The sequence below is a fragment of the Archangium sp. genome (genome assembly GCF_036277355.1).
Taxonomy (GTDB): domain Bacteria; phylum Myxococcota; class Myxococcia; order Myxococcales; family Myxococcaceae; genus Archangium.
This window is the reverse complement of the sequence record NZ_DASUNC010000144.1, coordinates 1-22,043: the sequence shown is the minus strand read 5'-3', so window position 1 is coordinate 22,043 and position 22,043 is coordinate 1. Positions and strand designations below refer to the sequence as shown.

Sequence of the window (22,043 nt, the reverse complement as noted above, 5' to 3'; positions counted from 1 at the left end):
GCTCGTGGCCATCCCATCAGCCAACGTGCCTCACCTTTCCAGTCTCGGTGATGGGATACCCCTGCTCACGGGGAGCCTACCCATCACCCAGCTCGCTCATTCTGGCCCGCTTTTCCCTCATCCAGCGTGCTCGGTAACAGTTCCTCGTGGCAGGCAGACCGCCAGCGGTAAAGAGGCGATCTCCCGTGTCCTCTTTTCACATGAGGGCACCGATTATCTGGAGGTCTGGCGCCTGCCGGACAGCAACCGGCTGGAGGCCGCGGTGAGCTACCTGGCGCGTCCGCGCACACCCGAGGGGATGGGCGAGCTGGTGGAGGTGACGGTGCTACCGCGTGGTGCGTCTCGAATGGCGCTCGTGCGCCTCGAGGAGGAGGTGAAACTCACCGCGCGGCTCGAGCACCCGGCCATCGCTCGCGTCCACGGTCTCTACACGCACTCGGGCGACACATTCCTGGTCGCGGAGCATGTGGAGGGTTGCAGCCTGGAGTCGGTTGGCTCCCTCACCACGTTACGCCAGAAACTGATGTCCCAGGCATTCGCTGTCTACGTGGCCAGCGAGGTGGCCGGAGCGTTGCATTACGCCCACACGCTGACAGACGAGCAGGGGTGTCCGTTGGGCATCGTCCACCGAGGGGTGGGCTCGGAGTCCATCCGCGTGGGGTTGAGGAGCGGCGTGGTGAAGCTGGCTGATTTCGCTTTCGCCTATTCGCTGCTACCCGAACGCGCGCCCTCGCCGGAGCGGCTGATCCGAGGAATCATTGATACGGCCGCGCCGGAGCGCCTCGCATTGAAGGGCCGCCCCGGGGTGGATTTCCGGGCGGATCTCTTCTCTCTCGGCGTGCTGCTGTTGGAGTTGCTGACGGGTCGTACTCTCTACGATCTCGATGCGGTGGAGACTGCGGCCCAGCGGGCACTGCGAGCCCATAAGAGGCGGGCCAGGTTGGTGGCGGAGGTGCCCAGTTGGGTTCCTGTGACGGACATGGCCATGCGCGCGGCGGCAGTTCATCCCATGCACGTGGCCGCGGCACTGCGCGACGCAGGGGTGTCCACGCCCGTGGGAGATGTTGTCCGCAAACTGCTCCGTCATGACCCGGCGGAGCGGTACGCAACGGCGGCGCAAGTGCGAGCCGACCTCCAGGCCTGTCTGAATGCCCTGGAGGGGGGGCCCTATGGGGCAGAGGAGGCGGCACGGGAACTCCGTCAAGCCCGGGACGAGGCCGAGGTGTCTCCCTTGCGAGAGGAACTGGGGCTGTTCGAGATGGGGGTCTTCAAGGACGACGTGCCCCCGCGTCCTGAAGACACACGCTGCCCGCACTGATGGGGTTGAACTGCTGCCGCACACGGGGCGTGCCCGGAAGGCGGAGGAGGGGAACACGGAGCTCGCCGGCCGTGTTCCCCCAGTTGCCAGAGAGACGCTCAGTTCGCCGCGATCGTGGGCGCGGCTTCCATGCCCTCTCGCACAGCGGCCAGGAACCGTTCCAACTCCACCATGGGCACGTTCTGCATGTTGAGGAGCGTCTTGCCGCCCTCGTTCCGCGAGCTGAGGCTGACGTTGGCGATGCCGGTGAAATGCCGCCGGACACTGTCCTCAATGAGCAGCAGACGCGCGGCGTCGGGAGTGGGGACGTTCGGCCGCGGGGGCGTGCGCTTGGCCCTCGTGGCCCTCTCCACGTCATCCACGGTGCAGTCGGCGAAGCGCACCTTCAGCAGGGTGCCGTCCTCCTGCGGAACATCAATGAGCAGGGGGCCGGGGTCAGCGGGCACCGTCGTGCCAGTCACCTCCGCGTAGGTGAGCAGGGCCCGCAGGTTGAACATGCCGTACTGGGTGGCGACTGACTCCGGGAAGTTCCGGGCGACGGTGCCGTACGCGCTCAGCGTGGCCTGGGACAGCGCCTTCACCCTCTTGACGAAGAAGTCCCGGGCGTTCTTGTACCCGCCCATCTCCGCGAGCCGCTTGTCCACGACATGGTTGTAGAACACCCCGATCTGATGCTGGTGGGTGTTGCCCTGCTTCACCAGGGTGTTGATGTTGTCGGCGATCTGGTCGAGCGTCAGGTCGGAGCTGATGACGGACTTCGGTGCGGTCAACGGTGATGCAATCATGTGAATCTTCCCCCATTGGAGCGGAACGTCTCGGTACGGCGGACGAGGACGTGGCACGTTGCGGGCCAAGGGCGGGAAGACGTCATTCCGGGGAGTTGTGCCGCACGTGTGCATCGAGAGGGTCCATGTTGCGGCTGGTGCGTCCGTCATCCGGGATGGTGCTACGCTCTTCCGCGTCCTTCGCTTCCAGTCGACTGGAAGTCGTTGATGTAGGGGGCTGGCGCACATCGCTTCCAGTCAACTAGAAGGTTGAAGAGCTGCTGGGGCCGCCGGACGTGAGTGGGCCTGGTTCGATGTAACGGGTGAGCGATTTGAGGCGGGGACGTAAGGCGCCCGAGGAACGGGTGTGGGCTGCATTTCGTGCGCACGCTGACCGTGGTGGGGGGAGGTCTCGGGACGCATTTCAGCGGCTCGGGCCGTGACTTCATCTTCGCCCCTCCAGGACCACGAACGTCTGGCGGTAGGCGGGCCTGTGCACGCCACTTCTGGGGGCCAGAAGCATGCCCCACGTGCGCTGATGTTCATCCCCATTAAGGGGAGTTGGGCCTGTTCCGTGCTGTCCCTGGACGCTGGGAGTGCTAAACCCCGTAGCCCCATACTACCTACTTACCGGAAAGGCCTGTGCATGCTGCTGCAGGGCAAGAAGCTCCTCATCACCGGAGTGCTCACCCCCCAGTCGCTCGCCTACGGCGTGGCCGAGCACGCGCTCCAGCAGGGCGCGGAGATCGTCCTCACCGGCTTCGGCCGGGCGAAATCGCTCACGGAGCGCAGCGCGAAGCGCCTCAAGGCGGGTGTGGACGTGTTGGAGCTGGACGTCACCAACCCCGCCCACTTCCCCGCGCTCACCGAGGCGCTGCGCCAGCGCTGGGGCCGGGTGGACGGGGTGCTCCACTCCATCGCCTATGCCCCCGAGGACGCGCTGGGCGGCAACTTCCTCCACACCCCCTGGGAGAGTGTCCAGACGGCGTTCCGGATTTCCGCCTTCTCCCTCAAGGAGCTGTCCGTGGCGGTGATGCCGCTGATGACGGAGGGCGGCTCCATCGTCACCCTGGACTTCGACAACCGGGTGGCCTGGCCCATCTATGACTGGATGGGCGTGTGCAAGGCGGCCCTGGAGGCCACCGTGCGCTACCTCGCCCGGGACCTGGGCCCCAAGAAGATTCGCGTCAACGCCCTGGCCGCCGGCCCGCTGGCCACCGTGGCCGCCAAGGGCATCCCCGGTTTCAAGACCCTGGAGAAGGCCTGGGGCGCCCAGGCCCCCCTGGGGTGGGACGCCCGGACCAGCCACGACATGGTGGCTCGCACTGCCTGTGCGCTCCTCTCGGACTGGCTGCCTTCCACTACGGGCGAAATGGTGCACGTGGACGGTGGCTACCACGCCATCGGGGCCCCGCCGGTGCCGCCCGAGGAGGGCGAGCAGGGGGACGGCAAGAGCGGGATTCCCCCCTCGGCCGGCTGATCGCTGTACGGCGGGACGGGCTCGCCCGTCCCTCTGGAGTCAGAGATTCTCTCGCCCCCGCTTTTGCAGGAGGGCGAGGTCACGCTACAGTCTCACCGTTTCCTTCAGCCGGGTCCCGATCTTCGGTCCTTCGGCAGGAGCCTGGGTTTGAGCGCCAACATCCTCCTCGTGGATGACAGCCCGACCGTACGCAACATCCTCAAGATCTATCTCATGAACCTGAAGATGGGGTTCGTCGAGGCAGAGGACGCGACGCGGGCATTGCAGCTGCTCCGGCTGGTGCCGGTGAAGCTGGTCATCGCGGATATCAACATGCCTGGTATGGACGGCATCACCTTCGTCAAGCAGGTGCGCCAGAGCCCCCTGGCTCAGGTGCGCGACGTTCCGGTCATCCTGCTGACGGGTGAGCGGGGCGGCGACCTGCGGCAGCGGGGCGTCGAAGCCGGTGCCAATGCCTTCATCAACAAGCCGGTCTCGCATCACGATCTGACAGAGACCGTTCGCAAGTTCCTCGCGCAGAATTGAGAGCCGAGCCGTGAGCCTCCCGTCCCTGCTCCTCGTCGATGACAGTGATGCCATCCTCGCGCTCGAGCGCGCGATCCTCTCGGGCCATTACGCGCTGAATACGGCGAGCAATGGCAAGGAGGCGCTCGAGAAGGTGGCCCGCGTGCAGCCCGCCGCCATCCTGCTGGACCTCTCCATGCCGGAGATGGACGGCGACGAGGTGCTCAAGCGCCTCAAGGCGGACCCTGTCACCGAGCCCATCCCCGTCATCATCATCTCCTCGGAGGTGGCGCGGGCCGAGGCGTGCCTGGCGCTGGGCGCGGAGCTGTTCCTGGCCAAGCCCTTCCGCGCGGATGAGCTGCTGAGCGCGGTGGAGAACGCGCTGGCCAACGCGCGGCGCCGGGCCCGGCAGGGCTCGCTGGCCCTGCTGCGGCTGACGGTGGGAGGTCTGGAGTTCGCCATCCCGCTGGACTGCGTGCGTCAGGTCATCCTCCAGCCCGCCACGCGCCCGTTGCCGATGGGGCCGGGGTACATCTCCGAGTTCTTCGAGCTGCGCGGCCAGCCCGTGTGCGTGCTGGACCTGGCGCGCCGGCTGGAAGTGCAGCACCGGGAGACGATCGAGGAGCGCAAGCTGATCATCCTGGAGATCGACGGCGTGCTGCTGGCGCTGAGCGTGGACGCGGTGCAGGACCCCGAGGAGTACCAGTCCTCGGACATCGATCGGCGCGATCGCGTGGGCGGCGCCGATCATGGTCAGCTGCGTGACACGCTGGTGGGCATGCTGCGGGCGGGTGAGCGCCCGGTGCCCATCTTCGATCCGAAGGCCTTCGCCACCCAGGAGCTGTTGCGCGAGGCCGTGGGAGTGCTGCGGCCGGCGGGGGTGGAGCGCAGCGCATGAGTCCGGGGGTGGTGGAGCCTCAGCAGGTGCTCGCGCGGGCGCGTGAGGTGGTGGCGTCGTGCACGGGTTTCCGTGACACGGCCATCTCGCCCACGGCGGTGGACCGTGTCGTGCGCGCGGAGCTGGCGCGGGGCCGCTCGCCGTCGGAGCTGTTGGCGGAGCTGCAGCGTCCCGGTGCGCCGCTGGCGCGGGCGCTGCTGGATGCCGTGCTGGTGGGGGAGACGTACTTCTTCCGCCACCCGGAGCAGTTCCGCTTCCTGGCCTATGAGGCCGTGCCCGCCGCGCTGGGCCGGGGCAACCTCACCCTGCGCGGGTGGAGCGCCGGCTGCGCCTCGGGCGAGGAGACGTACTCCATCGCCGCGTGCCTGTTGAACATGGCGCCGCCGGGCGTGCGCGTGGAGGTGCTCGGCACCGACCTGCACGAGGGCCGCCTGGAAGCGGCGCGCCGGGGCGTGTACGGCAACTGGTCCCGCCGCGAGGCCGGGCCGCTGCTCCATCCGCTCTACCAGGAGGTCGGCGAGGGCCGGGTGAGCATCCTCGACCCGGTGCGCGCCGTGGTGCGCTTCTCCCAGGGCAACCTGCTGGAGCCGCTGCACGAGATGCACGGCCTCTTCGACGTCATCTTCTGCCGCAACGTGCTGACGTACTTCTCCCCGGACGCGGTGCAGGTGGCGCTGGGCCACCTGGCCAAGGCGCTCGTGCCGGGTGGCTTCCTGCTGCTGGGCACCGTGGAGGTGGATCATCCGCCCGCGGGGCTGGTGCGCGTGGGCGCTCCGGAGCTGCAGGCCTTCCGCCGCCCGCTGCCCCGGGAGCTGACGCCGCCCCCGGCGCCCAAGCCCATCCCCGTGGCCCGCGAGCCCGAGCCCTTCCGGGCCGCCGCCTCCCTGCGCGCCACGCCGCCGCCTCCCGCGCCCAGCGCCGTGGGCCTGCACACCGAGGCGCTCCAGCGCATCGAGAGCGGGGATGAGGCCGGCGCGGCCACCCTTCTGGAGAAACTGTTGCAACAGTTCCGTGACTACCTTCCCGGCATGCTGGAGCTGGCCCTGCTGCGCGAGCGCGCGGGGGCTCGCGAGGCTGCCTTCGCCCTCATGCACACCGTGCGCGACAACGCCGCCCGGCTTCCGCCGGATCTGATCATCGAGGGGCCCGAGCCTCTTCCGGCCCGCTTCTACAGGGCGTCCGCTGACGCCTTCCTCACGTTGGGAGCCATCGAATGACAACCAGCAACCGAGGCCCCGAGGAGGTCCAGGATCAGGAGGTGCGCGCGCTGCTGGACGAGCGTGCCTCGCGCCTGCGCGGCCGCGTCGACGGCAACGCCGACGAGACCGTACTCATGGTGGCCGAGTTCCCCCTGGGCGAGGAGCGCTACGCCATTCCCCTGGAGTCGCTGCGCGCGGCCCTGCCGCTGCGCCTGGTGACGCCGGTGCCCCTGTCCCAGCCGCACGTCATCGGCGTGCTGCGCTACCAGGGCTCGGTGCTCGCCGCGCTCAGCCTCGCCGCGATGCTGGGCGGCCATGGCTGGCGGCAGGACCCGGCCGTGCTGCTCGTGGTGGATCGCGGTGACGGCGAGCTGTGCGCCCTGGACTGCGAGGCCATTCCGCGCCCCCTCAGCATGCCCACCGCCGCGGTCGAGGCGGCGCGCACGCACTCCGAAGGTCCCGTGACCGAGGTCCTCTTGGCCAGCAACCGGCAGATCATCCACCTCATCGACCTGCCGCGGCTCTTCGCGCGTGGCACCACGACCGGGGGGGCTCGCAATGGCGGTTGATCCCATGCTGCAGAGCCTGGTGGCGGGCTTCTCCACCGAGGCGCAGGAAGTCTGTCAGAAGGTCACCCTGGACCTGCTCGATCTGGAGCGGGAGGGCATCGACAACGAGGCGCTGGCCAAGGTGTACACGCGCCTGGCGCGGCACCTGCACACCCTCAAGGGCAGTGCGGCCAGCCTCGGACTGCAGGACCTGAGCTCCATCGCCCACAAGCTGGAGGATGCCCTCGCGCCGCTGCGCAAGGACATCAAGCCCATGCCGCGGCCGATGGTGGACATGCTGCTGCACGGGCTGGACTTGTTCCTGCTCCGTGCGCAGGCCCACGCGGAAGGCCGCGGGGACGCGCTGCCGGATCCCACGGCGGCCCTGGCGCAGCTCGTGGCGGACGCGCCGCCCCCGGAGGAGGCCGAGGCGATGGCCATGGCCGCCGCCTCCGCCCATGCCGGGCCCGCCACGCCCGCTCCGGCGCAGGCCGCCCCGTCCCAGGCGCCCGCGGCGGCGGTGTCCGCGGCGGACGACGACACGTCGGTGGACGCCAGCTGGCGTGTGGCCGCCCACCAGGTGACGGCGCTGATGCGCGAGGTGGAGCGTCTGCGCGAGTTCCGCATGCGCCTGGAGGATCGTCTGCGCGACATCTCCAAGGCGGTGGATCTGCTGTCGGCGCGCGAGCTGCTGGCGCCCACGGCCCGCGCCCGCGCGATGCTGTCGTCCGTGACGGCCGGCGTGCGCTCGGACGGCCACGAGGCCTCCGACATCGTGGACAGCCTGGAAGAGGGCCTCAAGTCCATCACCACGCGCCCGGTGCGCACCATCCTCGAGCCGCTGCAGCGCATGGTGCGCGACCTGTCGCGCCAGCTGGGCAAGCAGGCCCGGCTCTCGGTGGTGGGCGCCGAGGTGTCGCTGGATCGCCGGCTGCTGGAGAAGCTCAAGGGCGCCATGGTGCACCTGCTGCGCAACGCGGTGGACCACGGCATCGAGATGCCGGACGAGCGCGAGCGCGTGGGCAAGCACCACGAGGGCGCCCTCACCCTGCGCGTGGAGCAGCAGGGCAACATCCTCGTCCTGGAGCTGAGCGACGACGGGCGCGGCATCGACGTGCTGCACGTGCGCGCGTCGGCCGAGCGCAAGGGGCTCATCACCGCGGACGAGGGCGCGCGGATGCACGAGGCGCAGATCCGCGACCTCATCTTCCGCCCGGGCTTCAGCACCCGCACGGACGTCACCGACACCTCGGGCCGCGGCGTGGGCCTGGACGCGGTGCGCTCCGCGGTGGAGGGCATGCAGGGCCGCATCGAGGTGGTGAGCACCAAGGGCTCCGGCACGCGCTTCATGCTCACCCTGCCCATGGAGCTGGGCAGCTCGCCGGTGCTCACGGTGCGCACCATCGACTCGCAGGTGGGCCTGCCCATGCTGGCGGTGGAGTCCACCCAGCTGGCCAGCCCGGAGAACCTGCGCATCGGCCGCATGAAGACGCAGCTGGACTACAACGGCCAGCTGGTGCCGGTGATGGACCTGGGCGCCCGCATGGGCCTGCGCGCCTCGGCGCCTCCGTCCGAGGGCCAGCCGCTCATCATCGTCCAGAGCGGCGGCAAGCGCCTGGCGCTCGCGGTGGACGCGGTGGTGGGTGACCGCGACCTCGTCATCCGCCCGCTGCCCGCCGAGGTGCGCGATGTGCCCGCCTACCAGGGCGCGGCCATCCTCAGCCGCGGCGAGCTGCTGCTCATCCTTCGCCCCGGCTGGGTGGTGACCGATTCCACCCCGACGACGGTGGCCATGCCGCAGAGCCGCCGCGCCCTCGTGGTGGACGACTCTCTCACCGCACGCGCCCTGCACCGGGCCATGCTGGAGGCCGGTGGTTTCACCGTGCACCTGGCCGCCAGTGGTGCCCGCGCCATGGAGCGGTTGCAGACGGAGACCTACGACGTGATCATTTGCGACCTCGAGATGGAGGAGATGAACGGGACCGAGCTGATCGCCAAACTGCGCGCTCAGCCGGACACCAAGGAGGTCCCCGTCATCCTCGTCTCCGCCAACGACAGCGCGGGCGCGCGTTCGCGCGGGTTGTCCGCGGGTGCGGACGGCTACCTCAGCAAGCGTGAGTGCGCCGCGGGCCGCCTGTTGACCGAAGTGCTCGACGTGATGAGCCGAAGGGGGGCACGCGCATGAGCAAGGAGCCCATCCGCGTCCTGGTGGTGGATGACTCCCCCACGATGGCCGACGCCGTCAGCGCGCTGCTGACGGACGATCCGCGCATCGAGGTGGTGGGGCGGGCCAATACGGGCAGCCGGGCGGTGACGCTGGCGCGGCTGCTGCGCCCGGACGTCATCACCATGGACCTGTTGATGCCGGACCTGGACGGCCCGGCGGCCATCGCGGCCATCATGGCCGAGGCGCCGGCGCGCATCCTGGTGGTGAGCGCCGTGGCGGACCAGCGCAACCTGGACGTGTGCTTCCAGGCGATGAGCGCGGGCGCGCTGGAGCTCATCGGCAAGCCGGCCGTCACCAGTGGCGAGGAGCTGCGCCGCTGGGGCCGGCAGCTGGCCGAGTCCGTGTGCCTGATGGCGGAAGTTCCGGTCATCTCCCGGCGCCTGCGCCCGGCCTCCCCGCCGCCGCCCGTCACCGGGGCGCGCGTGGACATCTTCGGCCTGGCGGCCTCCACCGGTGGCCCTCCCGCGCTGTCGGAGGTGCTCTCGCGCCTGCCGGCGGACCTGCCGGTGCCCATCGTCATCGCCCAGCACATCACCGAGGGCTTCACCCCCGGCATGGTGCGCTGGCTCTCCCAGGTGACGTCCCTCAAGGTCGTCATCGGCAAGGAGGGCGAGCGGCTGGAGCCGGGCCGGGTGTACTTCCCGCTCGACGGGCACGACCTGACGGTGGAGGGCAACGGGGTGGTGCGGCTGACGCGCACGCGCGGCGGACCGTGCCCCTCGGGAGACCTGCTGCTGTCCTCGCTGGCGCGCACCTACGGCAGCCGTGCCGGCGGTGGCGTCCTCACCGGCATGGGAGAGGATGGCGCCCGCGGCCTGCTGGACATCAAGAAGGTGGGCGGCGTCACCTTCGCCCAGGACGAGACCTCTTCCGTCGTCTTCGGCATGCCCCGGGTGGCCATCGAGTTGAAGGCGACGGACCGGGGCGTGCCCCTCTCCGCCATCCCCGACATCATCCGCATGAGCTGCCGCCGCAGCCCCATGCCCAACACCCGCCCTCCCGGTCCGGAAGGTGTGGCGTGAGTCCCTTTCCGTTCCGGTCCCCCCGACCGGCCCCGTCCTTCTCCGTTGAGGAGCTTCCGTGAGCCCCCACGCCACCTCCAATAAATCGCTCGGCATCGGCCCCAAGATCGTCTTCATCACAGCGGGAGTCGGTGCCGCCATCGCCATCCTGCTCACCGGGGTCGCCGCGACCCGGTTGCGTGGCAACCTCGTGGACAGCACCGTCAGCGAGGGCAAGGCGATCGCCATCGGCCTGTCCGCCGCCGCCGAGCGGGCGTCGTCCGACGGTGCTCCCTCGCTCCAGCCCCTGCTGGACACGTTCCGTGACGTGGACGGCGTGGGCTACCTCTACGTGGTGGACAGCGCCAACAACGTGCTGGCCAGCACCTTCTCCGGCGAGTTCCCCCAGGCGCTGCTGAGCGCCAACAGCCTGCAGATGGGCGAGCTCACCAACGGCGAGCGCGTGAAGGTGCAGGAGCGGATGGATGTGCCCATCGACGGCAGGAGCATGACGATCGCCGACGTGGCCGCCCCGCTGGCCGGTGGCATGCGCGGCGTGGTGCACGTGGGCATGAAGCACGACAACGTCGGCCGTCAGGTGGGCCGGCTGTGGTTCACCATGATGGGGCTGGGCCTGCTCATCGTCCTGGGTGGCCTCGCGGCGGCGTCCATGCTGAGCCGCTCCATCGTGGCTCCGCTGCGCGAGCTGGCCGACGTGGCCTCCCACATCGTCGATTCCGGCGACCTCACCCGTCCCATCCCGGTGTCCGGCTCGAGCGAGGTGGGCCTGCTCGCCCGCGCCTTCGCGCAGATGGTGGACCGCCTGCGCACGGTGACGCAGAACCTCCAGCAGGCCGCCGAGGCCCTCAACGCCTCCACCGAGCAGCTCAACACCTCCGCCGCCGAGCAGTCGCAGACGGTCTCCCGTCAGGCCTCCGCCCTCCAGGAGACGCAGGTCACCGCCCAGGAGATCCGCCAGACGAGTCTCCTGGCCGCCCAGAAGGCCGACTCGGTGCTCTCCGTGGCCGAGCGCGCCGACGAGCTGAGCCGCGCCGGCGAGGCCGCCCTGGAGCAGACGCTCGTGGGCCTCAACGACATCCGCGTCCAGGTGCAGGAGATCGCCGGGAAGATCCTCGAGCTGGGTGAGCGCACGGTGCAGATTGGCAGCATCACCCAGACGGTGAAGGACCTGGCCGACCAGTCCAACATGCTCGCGCTCAACGCCGCCATCGAGGCCGTCCGCTCCGGCGAGCACGGCAAGGGCTTCGGCGTGGTGGCCCGTGAAATCCGCGCCCTGGCCGACCAGTCCATCGAGTCCACGGACCGCGTGCGCGAGCTGCTGGACGATATCGGCAACTCGGTGGCCATGGCCGTGCGCATCACCGAGCGCGGCTCGCAGCGCATGGAGGCGGGCCTCGAGCAGGTGCGCACCTACGGCAAGAACCTGCGCGAGCTGTCCTCCATCATCCAGGACAACGCCGCCGCCGTCCGGCAGATCGCCGCCGCCGTGGGCCAGCAGAACGTGGGCATCAACCAGATCACCACCGCCGTGAGCGACCTGTCCAAGATGATGGACGAGACCGTGGCCCGCATCGGCGCCACCGGTGAGGCCGCCACCACCCTGCAGATCATCGCCGACCAGCTCAGCAGCGCGGTGAAGACCTACCGCGTTCAGTAGTCCGCACGGACAGGTTGAAAAGGCCAAGGGCCAGGGGAGGGGAGACCCTCCGACCTGGCCCTTGTCGTTTCTCGCTCTTCTACGCCGCGGGCGCCGGAGCGGGGGCGGGCAGTGCCTTGAGCTTCAGGCCCTCGCCCTCCACGTCGAAGCGCGCGATGCCGCCACTCGCCAGCTCGCCGAAGAGCAGCGCCTCGGCCAGCGGCTTCTTGAGCGTGTTGTCCACCTGCCGCGCCATGGGCCGCGCTCCGAAGGCCGGGTCGTACCCGTGCTCCGCCAGCCACGCCTTCGCCGCCGGCGTCAGCTCCAGCTTCACGTTCTTCTCCGTGAGCATCTTCTGGAGCAGGCCCACTTCCTTGTCCACCACCTTGAGGATGACCTCGGGCGGCAGTCCGGAGAAGAGCACCCACCCGTCCAGGCGGTTGCGGAACTCCGGCGTGAAGGTGTTTTCAATCGCCTTCTTCGCCCGCTGCGCGTCCGCCGGCAGCTGCTTGTCGCCGAAGCCGATGGACTTGGTGCTCATCTCCCTCGCGCCCGCGTTCGTCGTCAGGATGAGGATGATGTTGCGGAAGTCCGCCTTGCGGCCGTTGTTGTCCGTCAACGTCGCGTGGTCCATCACCTGGAGCAGGATGTTGAAGAGGTCCGGGTGGGCCTTTTCAATCTCGTCCAGCACCAGCACCGCGTAGGGGTGCTTGCGGATGGCGTCGGTGAGCAGACCGCCCTGGTCGAAGCCCACGTAGCCCGGAGGCGCGCCGATGAGCCGGCTCACCGTGTGCTTCTCCGAGTACTCGCTCATGTCGAAGCGCAGGAACTCCACGCCCAGCACCGCGGCGAGCTGCTTGGCCAGCTCCGTCTTGCCCACGCCCGTGGGGCCCGAGAAGAGGAAGCTGCCAATCGGCTTCTCTGGCGCGCGCAGACCGCTGCGCGCCAGCTTGATGGCGTCCACCACCGACTTGATGGCCGTCTCCTGCCCGAAGATGACCTTGTTGAGCTCCGGCTCCAGGTTCTTGAGCTGCACGCCCTCGCTGGCGGACACGCTCTTGGCCGGAATCCGCGCCATCTTCGAGATGACGGATTCCACGTCCGCCACCGTCACCTTCCCGGTGCGCTGGCCCTCGGGCTTGAGCCGCTCGGCCGCGCCCGTCTCGTCCACCACGTCGATGGCCTTGTCCGGCAGGAAGCGGTCGTTGATGTGCTTGGCGCTCAGCTCCGCCGCCGCCCGCAGGGCCTCCGTGTCGTACTTCACCCCGTGGTGGTCCTCGTAGCGGCTGCGCAGCCCCTCGAGGATGAGGATGGTGTCCTCCACGCTCGGCTCGCCCACTTCGATCTTCTGGAAGCGCCGCGACAGGGCCCGGTCGCGCTCGAAGGACGCCTTGAACTCCTGGTACGTCGTCGAGCCGATGCAGCGCAGCTTGCCGCTGGCCAGCGCGGGCTTGAGCAGGTTGGACGCGTCCATGGAGCCGCCACTGGTGGCCCCCGCACCGACGATGGTGTGGATTTCATCGATGAAGAGGATGGCGTCCGGGTGCTCCTGCAGCGCCTTGAGCACGCCCTTGAGGCGCTCCTCGAACTGGCCGCGGAACTTGGTGCCCGCCAGCAGCGCGCCCATGTCCAGCGAGAAGATGGTCGAGTTCTTCAGCACCTCGGGCACCTTGCCCTCGTGGATGTGCAGCGCGAGGCCCTCGGCGATGGCCGTCTTGCCCACGCCCGTCTCGCCCACGTAGAGCGGGTTGTTCTTCCGGCGCCGGCACAGCACCTGGATGGTGCGCTCCAGCTCCTTCTGCCGCCCGATGAGCGGATCGATCCGGCCCAGCTTCGCCTCGGCGTTGAGGTTGGTGGTGTAGGCCTCCAGCGGGCTCTTGCGCGGGCCGCCCTCCCCCTCCTCGTCCTCGCCCGTGGGGATGGCACCGCGGGGCTCGCCCCCACCCTCGGAGGACGGGGAGCCGTCCTTGGAGATGCCGTGGGAGATGTAGTTGAGCAGATCCAACCGGGTGACCCCCTCCTCCTGCAGGAGGTAGAGGGCCTGGCTCTCCCGCTCGCGGAAGAGCGCCACGAGGATGTCCCCGCCGTCGATGACCTTCTGATCGGCGGACAGGGCGTGCATGGCGGCGCTGTGCAGCACGCGCTCCACGCCCATGGTCTGCTGCGGTTCGGCCTCCTCTCCCTCGGGGAGCCGCTCCACGGTCTCCTTCAGGAAGTTCTCCAGGTTCGCCTGGAGGCGCTTGACGTTGGCCCCACAGGCCTTGAGCACTTCGCGGGTGCGGGGCTCCTGGGTGAGCGCGAGCACCAGGTGCTCGAGCGTCAGGTACTCGTGACGCATCCGGCTCGCTTCTTCCATCGCGTTCCGGAAGCTGTCCTGCAATGCCTTGGCAATCAGCGGTCCTGCCACGGTCTCAACCTTCCTCTGGTTCCATCGAGAGGCGCAGCGGGAAGCCATTCTCCCGCGCCGCTGCCTCCACGGTCCGTATCTTCGTCTCGGCGACCTCGAACGTATAAACGCCAGCCACGCCGATTCCGTTGTAATGAACGTGCAGCATGATCTGCACGGCGTCCGCCTCGGATTTGTGGAAGACCTCCTTCAGGACGGCCACCACGAACTCCCGGGTCGTGTAGTTGTCGTTGTGCAGCAGTACCTTGTAGAGGGTGGGCCGCTTGAGCTTCTTCTGCGGTACCGTCTCCGTGACAACGTTGGAATCCGGGTCGTACTTCTCTCGGGACATGGTCTCCCTCTAACGAGTAGGGGGCACCAACGGCCCCCGCTTGAATCCTGTTTCGGCCCGCCACCGGGGCAGGCCAGCCAGCACGGCCGCCCGTTCGTGCTCCAGGAAGGAGCGTACAGCCCGGTCGACCCCCGGGTGGAAGAGCAAGTGAGCGCTCCAGGTGAGGCTCGGCTCGAAACCCCGGGTGAGCTTGTGCTCCCCCCCCGCGCCCGGCTCGAAGCGCTCCAGCCCCCGGGCGATGGCCTCCGCCACCGGGTGGTAGAGGCACACGTTGAAGTGGAGGAAGGGGTGCTCCTCGTCGCAGCCCCAGTAGCGGCCGTAGAGCGCCCGGGGCCCCACCAGGTTGAAGGCGCCCGCCACCAGCCGGCCCTCGCGGCGGGCCTCCACCACCTCGCAGGCGTGGGAGAAGGAGGAGAGCATCCGGGCGAAGAAGTCCCGGGTGAGGAAGCGCACCCCCCACGGGTACTTGTCCACCGTGGAGGCATACAGGCGGTAGAGGTCGTCCGGGTCCACTCCGGCCAGGGCGTCGCCCCGGAGGGTGCGCAGGGTGAGGCCCTGGGCGGCGGGGGCGCGCAGCTCCCGGCGCAGCTGGTTGCGCCGGTGGGTGTGGAAGCGGCCGAGGAAGTCCTCGAAGGAGCCGTAGCCCGTGTTGCGCCACTGGTACTGCACGCCCAGACGCACCGCGTAACCAGCGGCCTCCAGGGCCTGGGTCTCGGCCTCGGTGGGGAAGAGGACGTGGACGCTGGAGAGGCCCCGGGCGCGGGCGTACTCCAGGGCGGCGCGGGCCAGCTCCAGCTCCCGGGCGGGCCGGTCCTCTCCGGGGGCCACCAGCAGCCGGCGGCCGGTGACGGGGGTGAAGGGCACGGCCAGCACCAGCTTGGGGTAGTAGCGCACGCCCAGCCGCTCGGCGGCGGTGGCCCAGGCCCCGTCCGCGACGAACTCGCCGTGGCTGTCGTCCTTGAGGTACGCGGGCGCCGCCGCCACCAGCCGCGAGCCCCGCCACAGCGTGAGGTGGTGGGGGTGCCAGCCCACATGGGGCCCCACGCTGCCACTCTCCTCCAGCGCCGCGAGGAAGGCCCACTCCAGGAAGGGCCGGCCCGCGTCGTCGAGCAGCCCGTCCCAGGCTCCCCGGGGAACCTCGGTGATGGCGCGGTGGATGCGCAGGGTGGGCGGCAGCGGGTCTGACATCGTCGAGCGGCCGCAGCCTATAACGGCCGGCCCTCCGGCCCGCCAGCCCGCGAGCCCCGTCCCCCGGCTCCGAGCGGCCTACCGGCCCCGGGTGAGCTCGGCGGCGAGGAAGCGGCCCACCTCGGCCAGCCCGGCCTGGGCGCGCTCACGGCCCTCGGGCGACTCCATCACCCGGCGCGCGGCCTCGCTGGCGGTGCCGGCCTCCAGGTCCGCGAGCACCAGGAAGGCGCTCCACGCGGGGTTCAGCTCCGCCACCCGTCCGGGGCGCGTGGGCCGGTCCTTCAACGTGGTGGCCACCTTCTCCAGCAGGCCCTCGTCGGTGAGCCGCTTGGACTTGCCCCGCATGGCCGTCCACGCCTCCTCCAGCAGCCACGGCAGCAGCCGGCCCTGGAGCGCGGCGGAGAGCCGCTGGGCGGCCTCGTCCTCGTCGATGTGGTGGGCGCGCGAGTAGGTGGGGATCAGCTTCGCCACCACCACCGGGCGCGTGGCCAGGTGCGCCAGCCGGGGAGGGTAGGCCATGGCGTGCCTCCTACCAGCGCACGAGGAGGCGGAAGCCCAGGTGCGAGCGATCCTCCACGCTGACGATGGGCTGCACGTGGGCCCGCTCCAGCGCCACCTCGAGCGCGCCGGCGATGAACTCCGGGCGGTTGTGGACGTCGGGGATGGTGATGCGCCGGGCCCGCTCGCCCACCGGCACCAACTGCACGTCCAGGTCCGGCCGTCCCATCATCGCCAGGTAGCGCGGCAGCCGCTCCACCACGCGCGCCGGGCCAATCATCGGCAGCGCCACCGCGGCCACCCGGCCCACCAGCGTGTCGGCGAAGCCCTCGGTCAGCTTGCGGCCGAGGAGGCGGTAGGCGTCCGCGTCGCTCAGCTCCCCGTACGTCAGGTCCCTGGCGAGCGCCACGCACCGCTTCCACACCTGCACCGGGTAGTCCACCTCGGGGCACTTCGGGTCATACCCCTCCGCACTCAGGGCCCGGGCCAGCTGGCTGTTCGGCTCCAGTCCCCGGACGAAGAGGCCCTCGAAGACACTCGATGGGATGCGCGGCTGTGTTGCCACTCTGGGCGTCTGCGACAGCAGACTCGGGCTCTCCATGGGACATCTCCCCCGGTTGGATGACCAACCGTCCTCTCAGCTTATCATGCCTGGACCGTCATCCACTGAAATCCAGTAAAAATCTGATTGTCCGATAAATCAATTCAGGCAGGGGATAATCCCCCCAGCTCGCGGTTGCCACGGGCGGACGGGCGGCTTAGAGGAAGGGCACAGGAGAAATTTCCACATGTCGGTGAACATCCAGCTCGAGTGGACGCCCAACCCCAGCACGCTGAAGTACGTGGTGGATCGGCGGCTCGTGTCGTCCGGTGCGGTGAACATCACGAGCAAGCAGGCCGCGGAGGAGAAGTCGCCGCTGGCGGTCAAGCTCATGGGCATCAAGGGGGTGACGGCGGTGATGGTGGGCAGCAACTTCGTCACCGTCACCAAGGGCGACGAGGGGGAGTGGGACGAGCTGAACGACGCGGTGATGGCCACGCTGGACGAGCACCTGACGGCGGGGCTGCCCTCGGTGAACGAGGAGGCGCTGGCGGCGGCGCGCACGGTGGCGGGCGCGGGCGGCTCGGTGGAGGCGCGCATCCAGGACATCCTGGACGCGGAGATCCGCCCGGCGGTGGCGCAGGACGGCGGCGACATCACCCTGGACCGCTTCGAGGAGGGCATCGTCTACCTGCACATGAAGGGCTCGTGCGCGGGCTGCCCCTCGTCCACGGCGACCTTGAAGATGGGAATCGAGACGCGCCTGCGTGAGCTCGTCCCCGAGGTCAACGAAGTGGTGTCCGTCTGAGACGGCAGGTCAAGGGCAAGCAGGTCCGGCGCGAGCTGCTGCCGGACCAGTCGAAGGAGCTGCTGCGCGAGCTGCACCTGCTCACGCGCGAGGGCAACCTCAACGCGGACGCGCTGCGCAAGCTCAAGCAGGTCAACCACCTGGTGGGCCTGCTGCGGCCGGCCATGGAGGACGTGCAGACGCGGCATGGCGCGCCCGTGGTGGTGGACGCGGGCAGCGGCAACGCGTACCTGGGCTTCATCCTCTACGAGCTGTTCCTCAAGGACGCCGAGGCGGGCACGCTGCTGAGCGTGGAGGGGCGGCTGGAGCTGACGCAGCGGGCGAAGGAGCGGGCGGGGCGGCTGGGCTTCGGGAGGATGGAGTTCCAGACGGCGCACCTGGACGAGGCGCAATGGCCCGAGCGCATCCACGTGCTCATGGCGCTGCACGCGTGTGACACGGCGACGGACGACGCGCTGGCGGTGGCCATCCAGAAGGGCGCGGACCACGTGGCGGTGGTGCCGTGCTGCCAGGCCGAGGTGGCCCAGCAGCTCAAGGACAGCAAGCAGGCCGTGGAGCCGACGCTGGCGCTGCTCTACCAGCACGCGTGGCACCGGCGGGAGTTCGGCAGCCACCTCACCAACGTCATCCGCGCGTTGACGCTGGAGTCCTTCGGCTACCAGGTGACGGTGACGGAGCTGACGGGCTGGGAGCACTCGCTGAAGAACGAGTTGATTCTGGGCCGGCGCGTGCACCGGGAGAACCGGCAGGCGCGCGCGAAGCTGGAGGCGCTGCTGGGCTCCTTCGGGGTGCGGCCCAAGCTGGCGCGGGTGCTGGGCGTGGAGCCCGCGCCGCGGACGCTTCCTCCTTCCACCTGAGTGGGTCTCGGACCCGTGGCCTCCCTGGCGCGTCCGCGCGCCGGGTCCCGCCGCGTGACCCGGGGTGACGTTCGCGGTAGGGTGGGGCACTGAACCTCCGCCGTCAGCTTGGAGCCCCTCATGGGATATGTGCCGTTCGTGGTGATGCTGGGCGTGCTGTTGGGCGCCGTGATGTGGGTTGTCTCGCAGCTCGGCCGTTGGCTGCGGGACTACCGTCAGGCCTGCCACCTGCTGGGGGCACACGGAGGGCTCCAGCGGGCGGAGGCCCTCTTCCGGAGGGCGGCCCGAGGCCTGTACGGAACCCACCGGACGGCGGCGCTGGCGGGCGTGGGGCTGTGCCGCATGCAGCGGGGCGGGTACGCGGAGGCCGCGGCCGTGTTGGAGCCGCTCATGGCGCGGCGGCTGCCCCGCTCGATGCGGCTGGACGAGGTCGTCCTGCCCGGACACCTCGCGCTGTGCCTGGCCATGTTGGGAGAGACCGCGCGGGCCCGGCACTGGCTCGGCGTGGCCCACGAGCGCTTCGGTGGCCGGGTCACCTTCCTGGTGCTGCCCGAGGTGGCCATCCTCTGCCGCGAAGGGCACCTGGGCGCGGCGTTGAAGATGATGGAGGACTGCTGGCCGCTGCTGCTGGCCGACGGGCGCGTGTGCTCCCGGATCCGGATGTTCCGGGCGTTCGCGCAGTGGAAGGTGGACCCCGAGCGCAATACCGACTTCGTCTTCATGACGCTGCTGTCGCTCGCGCCGATTCCGGAGTGGGAGATGGCCTTCTGCCAGGAGCACTGGCCGGTGCTCGCGGACTTCATGCGGATGGGCGATGAGCTCGTGGCCCGCCAGCAGGAGCAGCGTGCCCAGCGGGAGGCGGAGTGGGAGGCCCGGTACGCGCAGCGCGAGCGCGAGCAGGCGGCCGCGTCCCGGGAGGCGCCGAAGCCGGACGACGGCGACGACGGCGCTTCCGGGTGAAGCGCGCGCCCGCCCCGGCGCCTAGTCCTCCGGCTTCGGTTTGGTGCCCGGCTCCCGGAAGACGAAGCGCTTGACGGCGGTGAGGGGGGACCAATTGGCGATGTAGACGGCGCCCGGCTCGGAGCTGGGCACCTTCTCCACGCCGTCCTCCTCCGAGGTGCCCAGGATGAAGCAGACGGGGTACGTCTTGCCGTCGGGGGTCTGGGCGCGGTCGTACCGGCCATAGACGTTCGTGCCCCCGGTGAAGAGCTCGCCGAAGAGCAGGGTCCCCTTGGGCATCCCTTCAATATCGAACTTCACCTGGCTGACGATGGGGCCGGAGCGGACGAGGGGGGGGGGGCCCTCACCCTGCCGGATGTCGACGATGACGGTCGGGCCATATCCCCACCGTTGGCCGAGCGCCTTCATCGCGGCGCGCGCTTCGGCGGGGCAGTCGCTCTCGGCGGGGCGCCGCTGGGCACCGGCGCAGGCCAGACCCACGCACAAGGCGGTGGTGCCGAGCACTCTGCCCGGGGGGCCAGACAGCTGTCGCGGGGGCTCGCTGGGGTTTGTCGGCGGGAGCTTCTTCAAGGGGGCACCTTTCGTGGCTCGTGCCTTCCCGGGGGAGGCAGCCGCGGGGGTTGACTCCGGAGGTAGTGGAGCCGCGGCCGACCCAGCATCGGCGGGTTCCAGTGCCCGCGCCACTTCGCCGCTCCCGGGTGGGAGGGCCTCGGAGGAGTGCCGGGGCAGCGCCCAGAGGCCGGTCAACGCCAGTCCGAGCCCCAGTGCCATGGCCAGTCCCCCGGCCTGGAAGGCCCGGCCGCGTCCCCGGCCTTTCGGGGAGGGCGCCCCGGCCCGCTGTCCTCTTCCCCGGCGCCCGGCGGATGGGTTGCCCGCGAGGAGCATGAACCGGGGGCTGGTGGCCGTCAGGGGCCGGGTGGGAATGGCTGGGCGGCGGATGCGCCGGCCGGGCGCCTCGCCGTCGTTGCCCGCCGGGACGGGCTCCCATTCGAAGAGGCTCGCCTCCCATTCTCCGCGCTTGCCGAAGGCCGCCGCCGCCATCAGCGCCTCGTGCACCGCGGCGCCGTCGCGGTAGCGCTGACTCGGGTCCTTGGCCAGCATGCGCATCAGCACGTCGCTCAGCACTCGGGGCACCCGGCGGTTGAAGTCCCGGGGCGCGTGCGCCCGGTGGTGGGCGATCATCACCGCCAGGAAGTCCCCCGGCAGCTCGGGGTTGAAGGGGTAGTGCCCCGTCACCGCGCGGTACAGGCTCACCCCCAACGCGTACAGGTCATCCGCGGCGCCCACCGGGTACGGCTCGCCGGAGTGCTGGCCCCGCTGCATCCAGAAGCGCATGGCCTCGGGACTGCGCAGGTGCGCCGTGCCCGGCGGCAGGGACGTGGGAGTCAGCGGGCTCGCGCCCTCGTAGACCCCGATGCCGAAGTCCACCAGCACCGGCTCGCCGTCCGGCTCGCGGATGAGGATGTTCTCGGGCTTCACATCCCGGTGCACCACCCCCCGGGCGTGGAGCTCTCCCAGGGCCAGGGCCAGCTTCGCCCCCGCCTCGGCGAACCGGAGGAACGAGGGGTTGAGCGTCTCGGCGTACTCGTCCAGGGGAAGGCCGGGCACCAGGTCCATGACATGGTAGGTGTGGCCCTCGACCGGATCCGGCCAGCGCCCGTGGCCGTGGATGCGCACCACGTTGGGGTGGACGGCCTTGTCCATCAGCAACACCACCTCCCGTCCGGCGCGGGCGTCTCCGGGGCGCAGGGCCAGCTTGAGGGCCAGCATGACGCCGGGATGATGGATGTCCTCCACCCGGTAGGCGGCGCCGTAGCCGCCCACGCCGAGCCGATCCACGACGCGCCAGTGGCCCACCTCCGTGCCCGCGGGCAGGGAATCGGGCCGGAGGACGGGGGTTGTTTCGTGCATGGGTGACCTCAAGGATTGAAGGGGGTGAGGGTCACGGCTCGCCCGCCGTCCTGGTCGCGCAGTTCCAGGTCCCAGAGCGAGTCCGGGCCCTTGGGGGGCCGCTCCAACTCCACGGCGAGGGCACGGACTTCTCCTGGCCGCAGCCGCGTCCCGTCCATCCACACGGGCAGCCGCCGCACCTCGCGGCCGGCCGCGTCCCTCAGACGGGCCTCTCCGGGGAACCAGGGTCGGGCCTCCGGGGGCAGGTGGAGCTGTGCGACCACCACGATACGGGAGCGCGCGTGGTAGACGTCTTGTTCAATCACCCGCACATCTCTCCACTCAGGTGGCACCTTCAGCCGCAGCCGCGTCACGCCATCTTGCAACTCCCCCGAGAGCGCGAGCTTGACGAAGCTGCCCGCCTCGCAGCGGGCGAGCACCTCCTCCAGCCGGGCCTCCAGCGCCGGGACCGAGCGGGGGTGGCGGATGACGCGCACCTGGACATCCACCTCCCGTTCCGCCGGGACGAGCGCGAGCCTGGCGTGGGTGGGGGACAGGCCATCCGCGAAGCCCACCTTGAGGAGCAGTGGCCGGTCCTCGGGCAGCGGGAGCGCGGGCCGCAGGACCACCAGCCGGGTCGTGGGCTCCACCAGCGCGAAGCGCTCCTCGCGCTCCTGCACGGCGAGCGAGTCCGGGTCGATGGACGCATCGAACTCCAGCACCGTGTCGTAGCCGGGGGCGATGCGCACCGTGGGTGCCGGCTCCGAGGCGCTGTCGGGGAGCACCAGTTGGCGGGCCTTCAGCTCGGGGCTGGAGAGCGGACGCGGCTGGGCCGCGGCGGAAGTGGCGCCCACCAGGGGCAGCAGACACAGGGCACGGCGCGGAAGGACGAGGGTCACTCCGGAAGTTCCTCCGGCGGGTGAACCTAGCAGGTCATGCGGCGCGGTGGCAGCCGTTGTCCGCGAGG

Annotated in this window: 20 protein-coding genes; 12 read left to right on the top strand and 8 right to left on the bottom strand. The window is 70.2% G+C overall.

Annotation, left to right across the window (positions count from 1 at the left end; genetic code table 11):
* The coding region (locus tag VFZ09_RS35160; RefSeq protein ID WP_329732125.1) for a protein kinase domain-containing protein at nucleotides 1–1,318 on the top strand (1,318 nt) is incomplete at its 5' end.
* Nucleotides 1,319–1,416: 98 nt separating this feature from the next.
* Here the strand turns inward: VFZ09_RS35160 and VFZ09_RS35155 are convergent.
* The gene (locus VFZ09_RS35155) at nucleotides 1,417–2,103 is read right to left on the bottom strand and encodes a hypothetical protein (RefSeq protein WP_329732124.1); all 687 of its coding nucleotides are present in this window, start codon (nucleotides 2,101–2,103) and stop codon (nucleotides 1,417–1,419) included.
* A gap of 625 nt (nucleotides 2,104–2,728) precedes the next feature.
* Between VFZ09_RS35155 and fabI the strand changes: the two genes are divergently transcribed.
* The 8 genes from fabI (at nucleotide 2,729) to VFZ09_RS35115 (ending at nucleotide 11,617) form a co-directional block, all read left to right on the top strand.
* Nucleotides 2,729–3,562 carry an enoyl-ACP reductase FabI gene (gene fabI, locus VFZ09_RS35150; protein ID WP_329732123.1) on the top strand — a complete coding sequence of 278 codons (834 nt, stop codon included), beginning with the start codon at nucleotides 2,729–2,731 and terminating at the stop codon, nucleotides 3,560–3,562.
* Between the two features lie 147 nt (nucleotides 3,563–3,709).
* A complete protein-coding gene (locus VFZ09_RS35145; protein ID WP_043405934.1) occupies nucleotides 3,710–4,087 on the top strand; it encodes a response regulator in 378 nt (125 codons plus the stop codon).
* A 10-nt stretch (nucleotides 4,088–4,097) separates the two neighbouring features.
* Nucleotides 4,098–4,964, top strand: a complete 867-nt coding sequence (locus tag VFZ09_RS35140; protein WP_329732122.1) for a response regulator — start codon at nucleotides 4,098–4,100, stop codon at nucleotides 4,962–4,964.
* Nucleotides 4,961–6,181, top strand: coding sequence for a CheR family methyltransferase (locus VFZ09_RS35135; protein ID WP_329732121.1), 1,221 nt, complete (start codon nucleotides 4,961–4,963; stop codon nucleotides 6,179–6,181). Before VFZ09_RS35140 ends, VFZ09_RS35135 begins: the two co-directional genes overlap by 4 nt.
* A complete protein-coding gene (locus VFZ09_RS35130; protein WP_329732120.1) occupies nucleotides 6,178–6,732 on the top strand; it encodes a chemotaxis protein CheW in 555 nt (184 codons plus the stop codon). The genes VFZ09_RS35135 and VFZ09_RS35130 overlap by 4 nt, the downstream gene beginning before the upstream one ends.
* On the top strand, nucleotides 6,722–8,896 hold the full coding sequence (locus VFZ09_RS35125; protein WP_329732119.1) for a hybrid sensor histidine kinase/response regulator: 2,175 nt from the start codon (nucleotides 6,722–6,724) through the stop codon (nucleotides 8,894–8,896). The genes VFZ09_RS35130 and VFZ09_RS35125 overlap by 11 nt, the downstream gene beginning before the upstream one ends.
* Complete coding sequence (locus tag VFZ09_RS35120) at nucleotides 8,893–9,960, top strand: chemotaxis protein CheB (RefSeq protein ID WP_329732118.1); 1,068 nt, start codon at nucleotides 8,893–8,895, stop codon at nucleotides 9,958–9,960. Before VFZ09_RS35125 ends, VFZ09_RS35120 begins: the two co-directional genes overlap by 4 nt.
* 58 nt (nucleotides 9,961–10,018) lie before the next feature.
* On the top strand, nucleotides 10,019–11,617 hold the full coding sequence (locus VFZ09_RS35115; protein WP_329732117.1) for a methyl-accepting chemotaxis protein: 1,599 nt from the start codon (nucleotides 10,019–10,021) through the stop codon (nucleotides 11,615–11,617).
* 79 nt (nucleotides 11,618–11,696) lie between these two features.
* Here VFZ09_RS35115 and clpA read toward each other — a convergent pair whose 3' ends face one another.
* The 5 genes from clpA to VFZ09_RS35090 form a co-directional block, all read right to left on the bottom strand.
* Entirely contained in the window at nucleotides 11,697–14,003 is a 2,307-nt protein-coding gene (gene clpA, locus VFZ09_RS35110; protein WP_329732116.1) for an ATP-dependent Clp protease ATP-binding subunit ClpA, read from the bottom strand.
* A gap of 4 nt (nucleotides 14,004–14,007) precedes the next feature.
* Nucleotides 14,008–14,334: an ATP-dependent Clp protease adaptor ClpS gene (locus VFZ09_RS35105; RefSeq protein ID WP_043405956.1), complete on the bottom strand. Its 327-nt coding sequence runs from the start codon at nucleotides 14,332–14,334 to the stop codon at nucleotides 14,008–14,010.
* A gap of 9 nt (nucleotides 14,335–14,343) precedes the next feature.
* A complete protein-coding gene (locus tag VFZ09_RS35100) occupies nucleotides 14,344–15,522 on the bottom strand; it encodes a GNAT family N-acetyltransferase (protein WP_329732115.1) in 1,179 nt (392 codons plus the stop codon).
* Between the two features lie 78 nt (nucleotides 15,523–15,600).
* Nucleotides 15,601–16,041, bottom strand: a complete 441-nt coding sequence (locus VFZ09_RS35095) for a hypothetical protein (protein ID WP_329732114.1) — start codon at nucleotides 16,039–16,041, stop codon at nucleotides 15,601–15,603.
* A 10-nt stretch (nucleotides 16,042–16,051) separates the two neighbouring features.
* Nucleotides 16,052–16,621, bottom strand: a complete 570-nt coding sequence (locus VFZ09_RS35090) for a DUF2378 family protein (RefSeq protein WP_329732113.1) — start codon at nucleotides 16,619–16,621, stop codon at nucleotides 16,052–16,054.
* Between the two features lie 187 nt (nucleotides 16,622–16,808).
* Between VFZ09_RS35090 and VFZ09_RS35085 the strand changes: the two genes are divergently transcribed.
* From VFZ09_RS35085 to VFZ09_RS35075, 3 genes are all read left to right on the top strand, one after another.
* On the top strand, nucleotides 16,809–17,369 hold the full coding sequence (locus VFZ09_RS35085; RefSeq protein WP_329732112.1) for a NifU family protein: 561 nt from the start codon (nucleotides 16,809–16,811) through the stop codon (nucleotides 17,367–17,369).
* On the top strand, nucleotides 17,366–18,226 hold the full coding sequence (locus VFZ09_RS35080; RefSeq protein ID WP_329732126.1) for an SAM-dependent methyltransferase: 861 nt from the start codon (nucleotides 17,366–17,368) through the stop codon (nucleotides 18,224–18,226). Before VFZ09_RS35085 ends, VFZ09_RS35080 begins: the two co-directional genes overlap by 4 nt.
* 120 nt (nucleotides 18,227–18,346) lie before the next feature.
* Nucleotides 18,347–19,186, top strand: coding sequence for a hypothetical protein (locus VFZ09_RS35075; protein WP_329732111.1), 840 nt, complete (start codon nucleotides 18,347–18,349; stop codon nucleotides 19,184–19,186).
* 21 nt (nucleotides 19,187–19,207) lie between these two features.
* Here the strand turns inward: VFZ09_RS35075 and VFZ09_RS35070 are convergent, their stop codons facing one another.
* Together VFZ09_RS35070 and VFZ09_RS35065 are read right to left on the bottom strand one after the other, a co-directional pair.
* A complete protein-coding gene (locus VFZ09_RS35070) occupies nucleotides 19,208–21,097 on the bottom strand; it encodes a serine/threonine protein kinase (protein ID WP_329732110.1) in 1,890 nt (629 codons plus the stop codon).
* 8 nt (nucleotides 21,098–21,105) lie between these two features.
* Nucleotides 21,106–21,975 (bottom strand): DUF2381 family protein, encoded by an 870-nt coding sequence (locus VFZ09_RS35065; protein ID WP_329732109.1) that lies wholly within the window; start codon nucleotides 21,973–21,975, stop codon nucleotides 21,106–21,108.
* Between the last annotated feature and the right edge of the window lie 68 nt (nucleotides 21,976–22,043).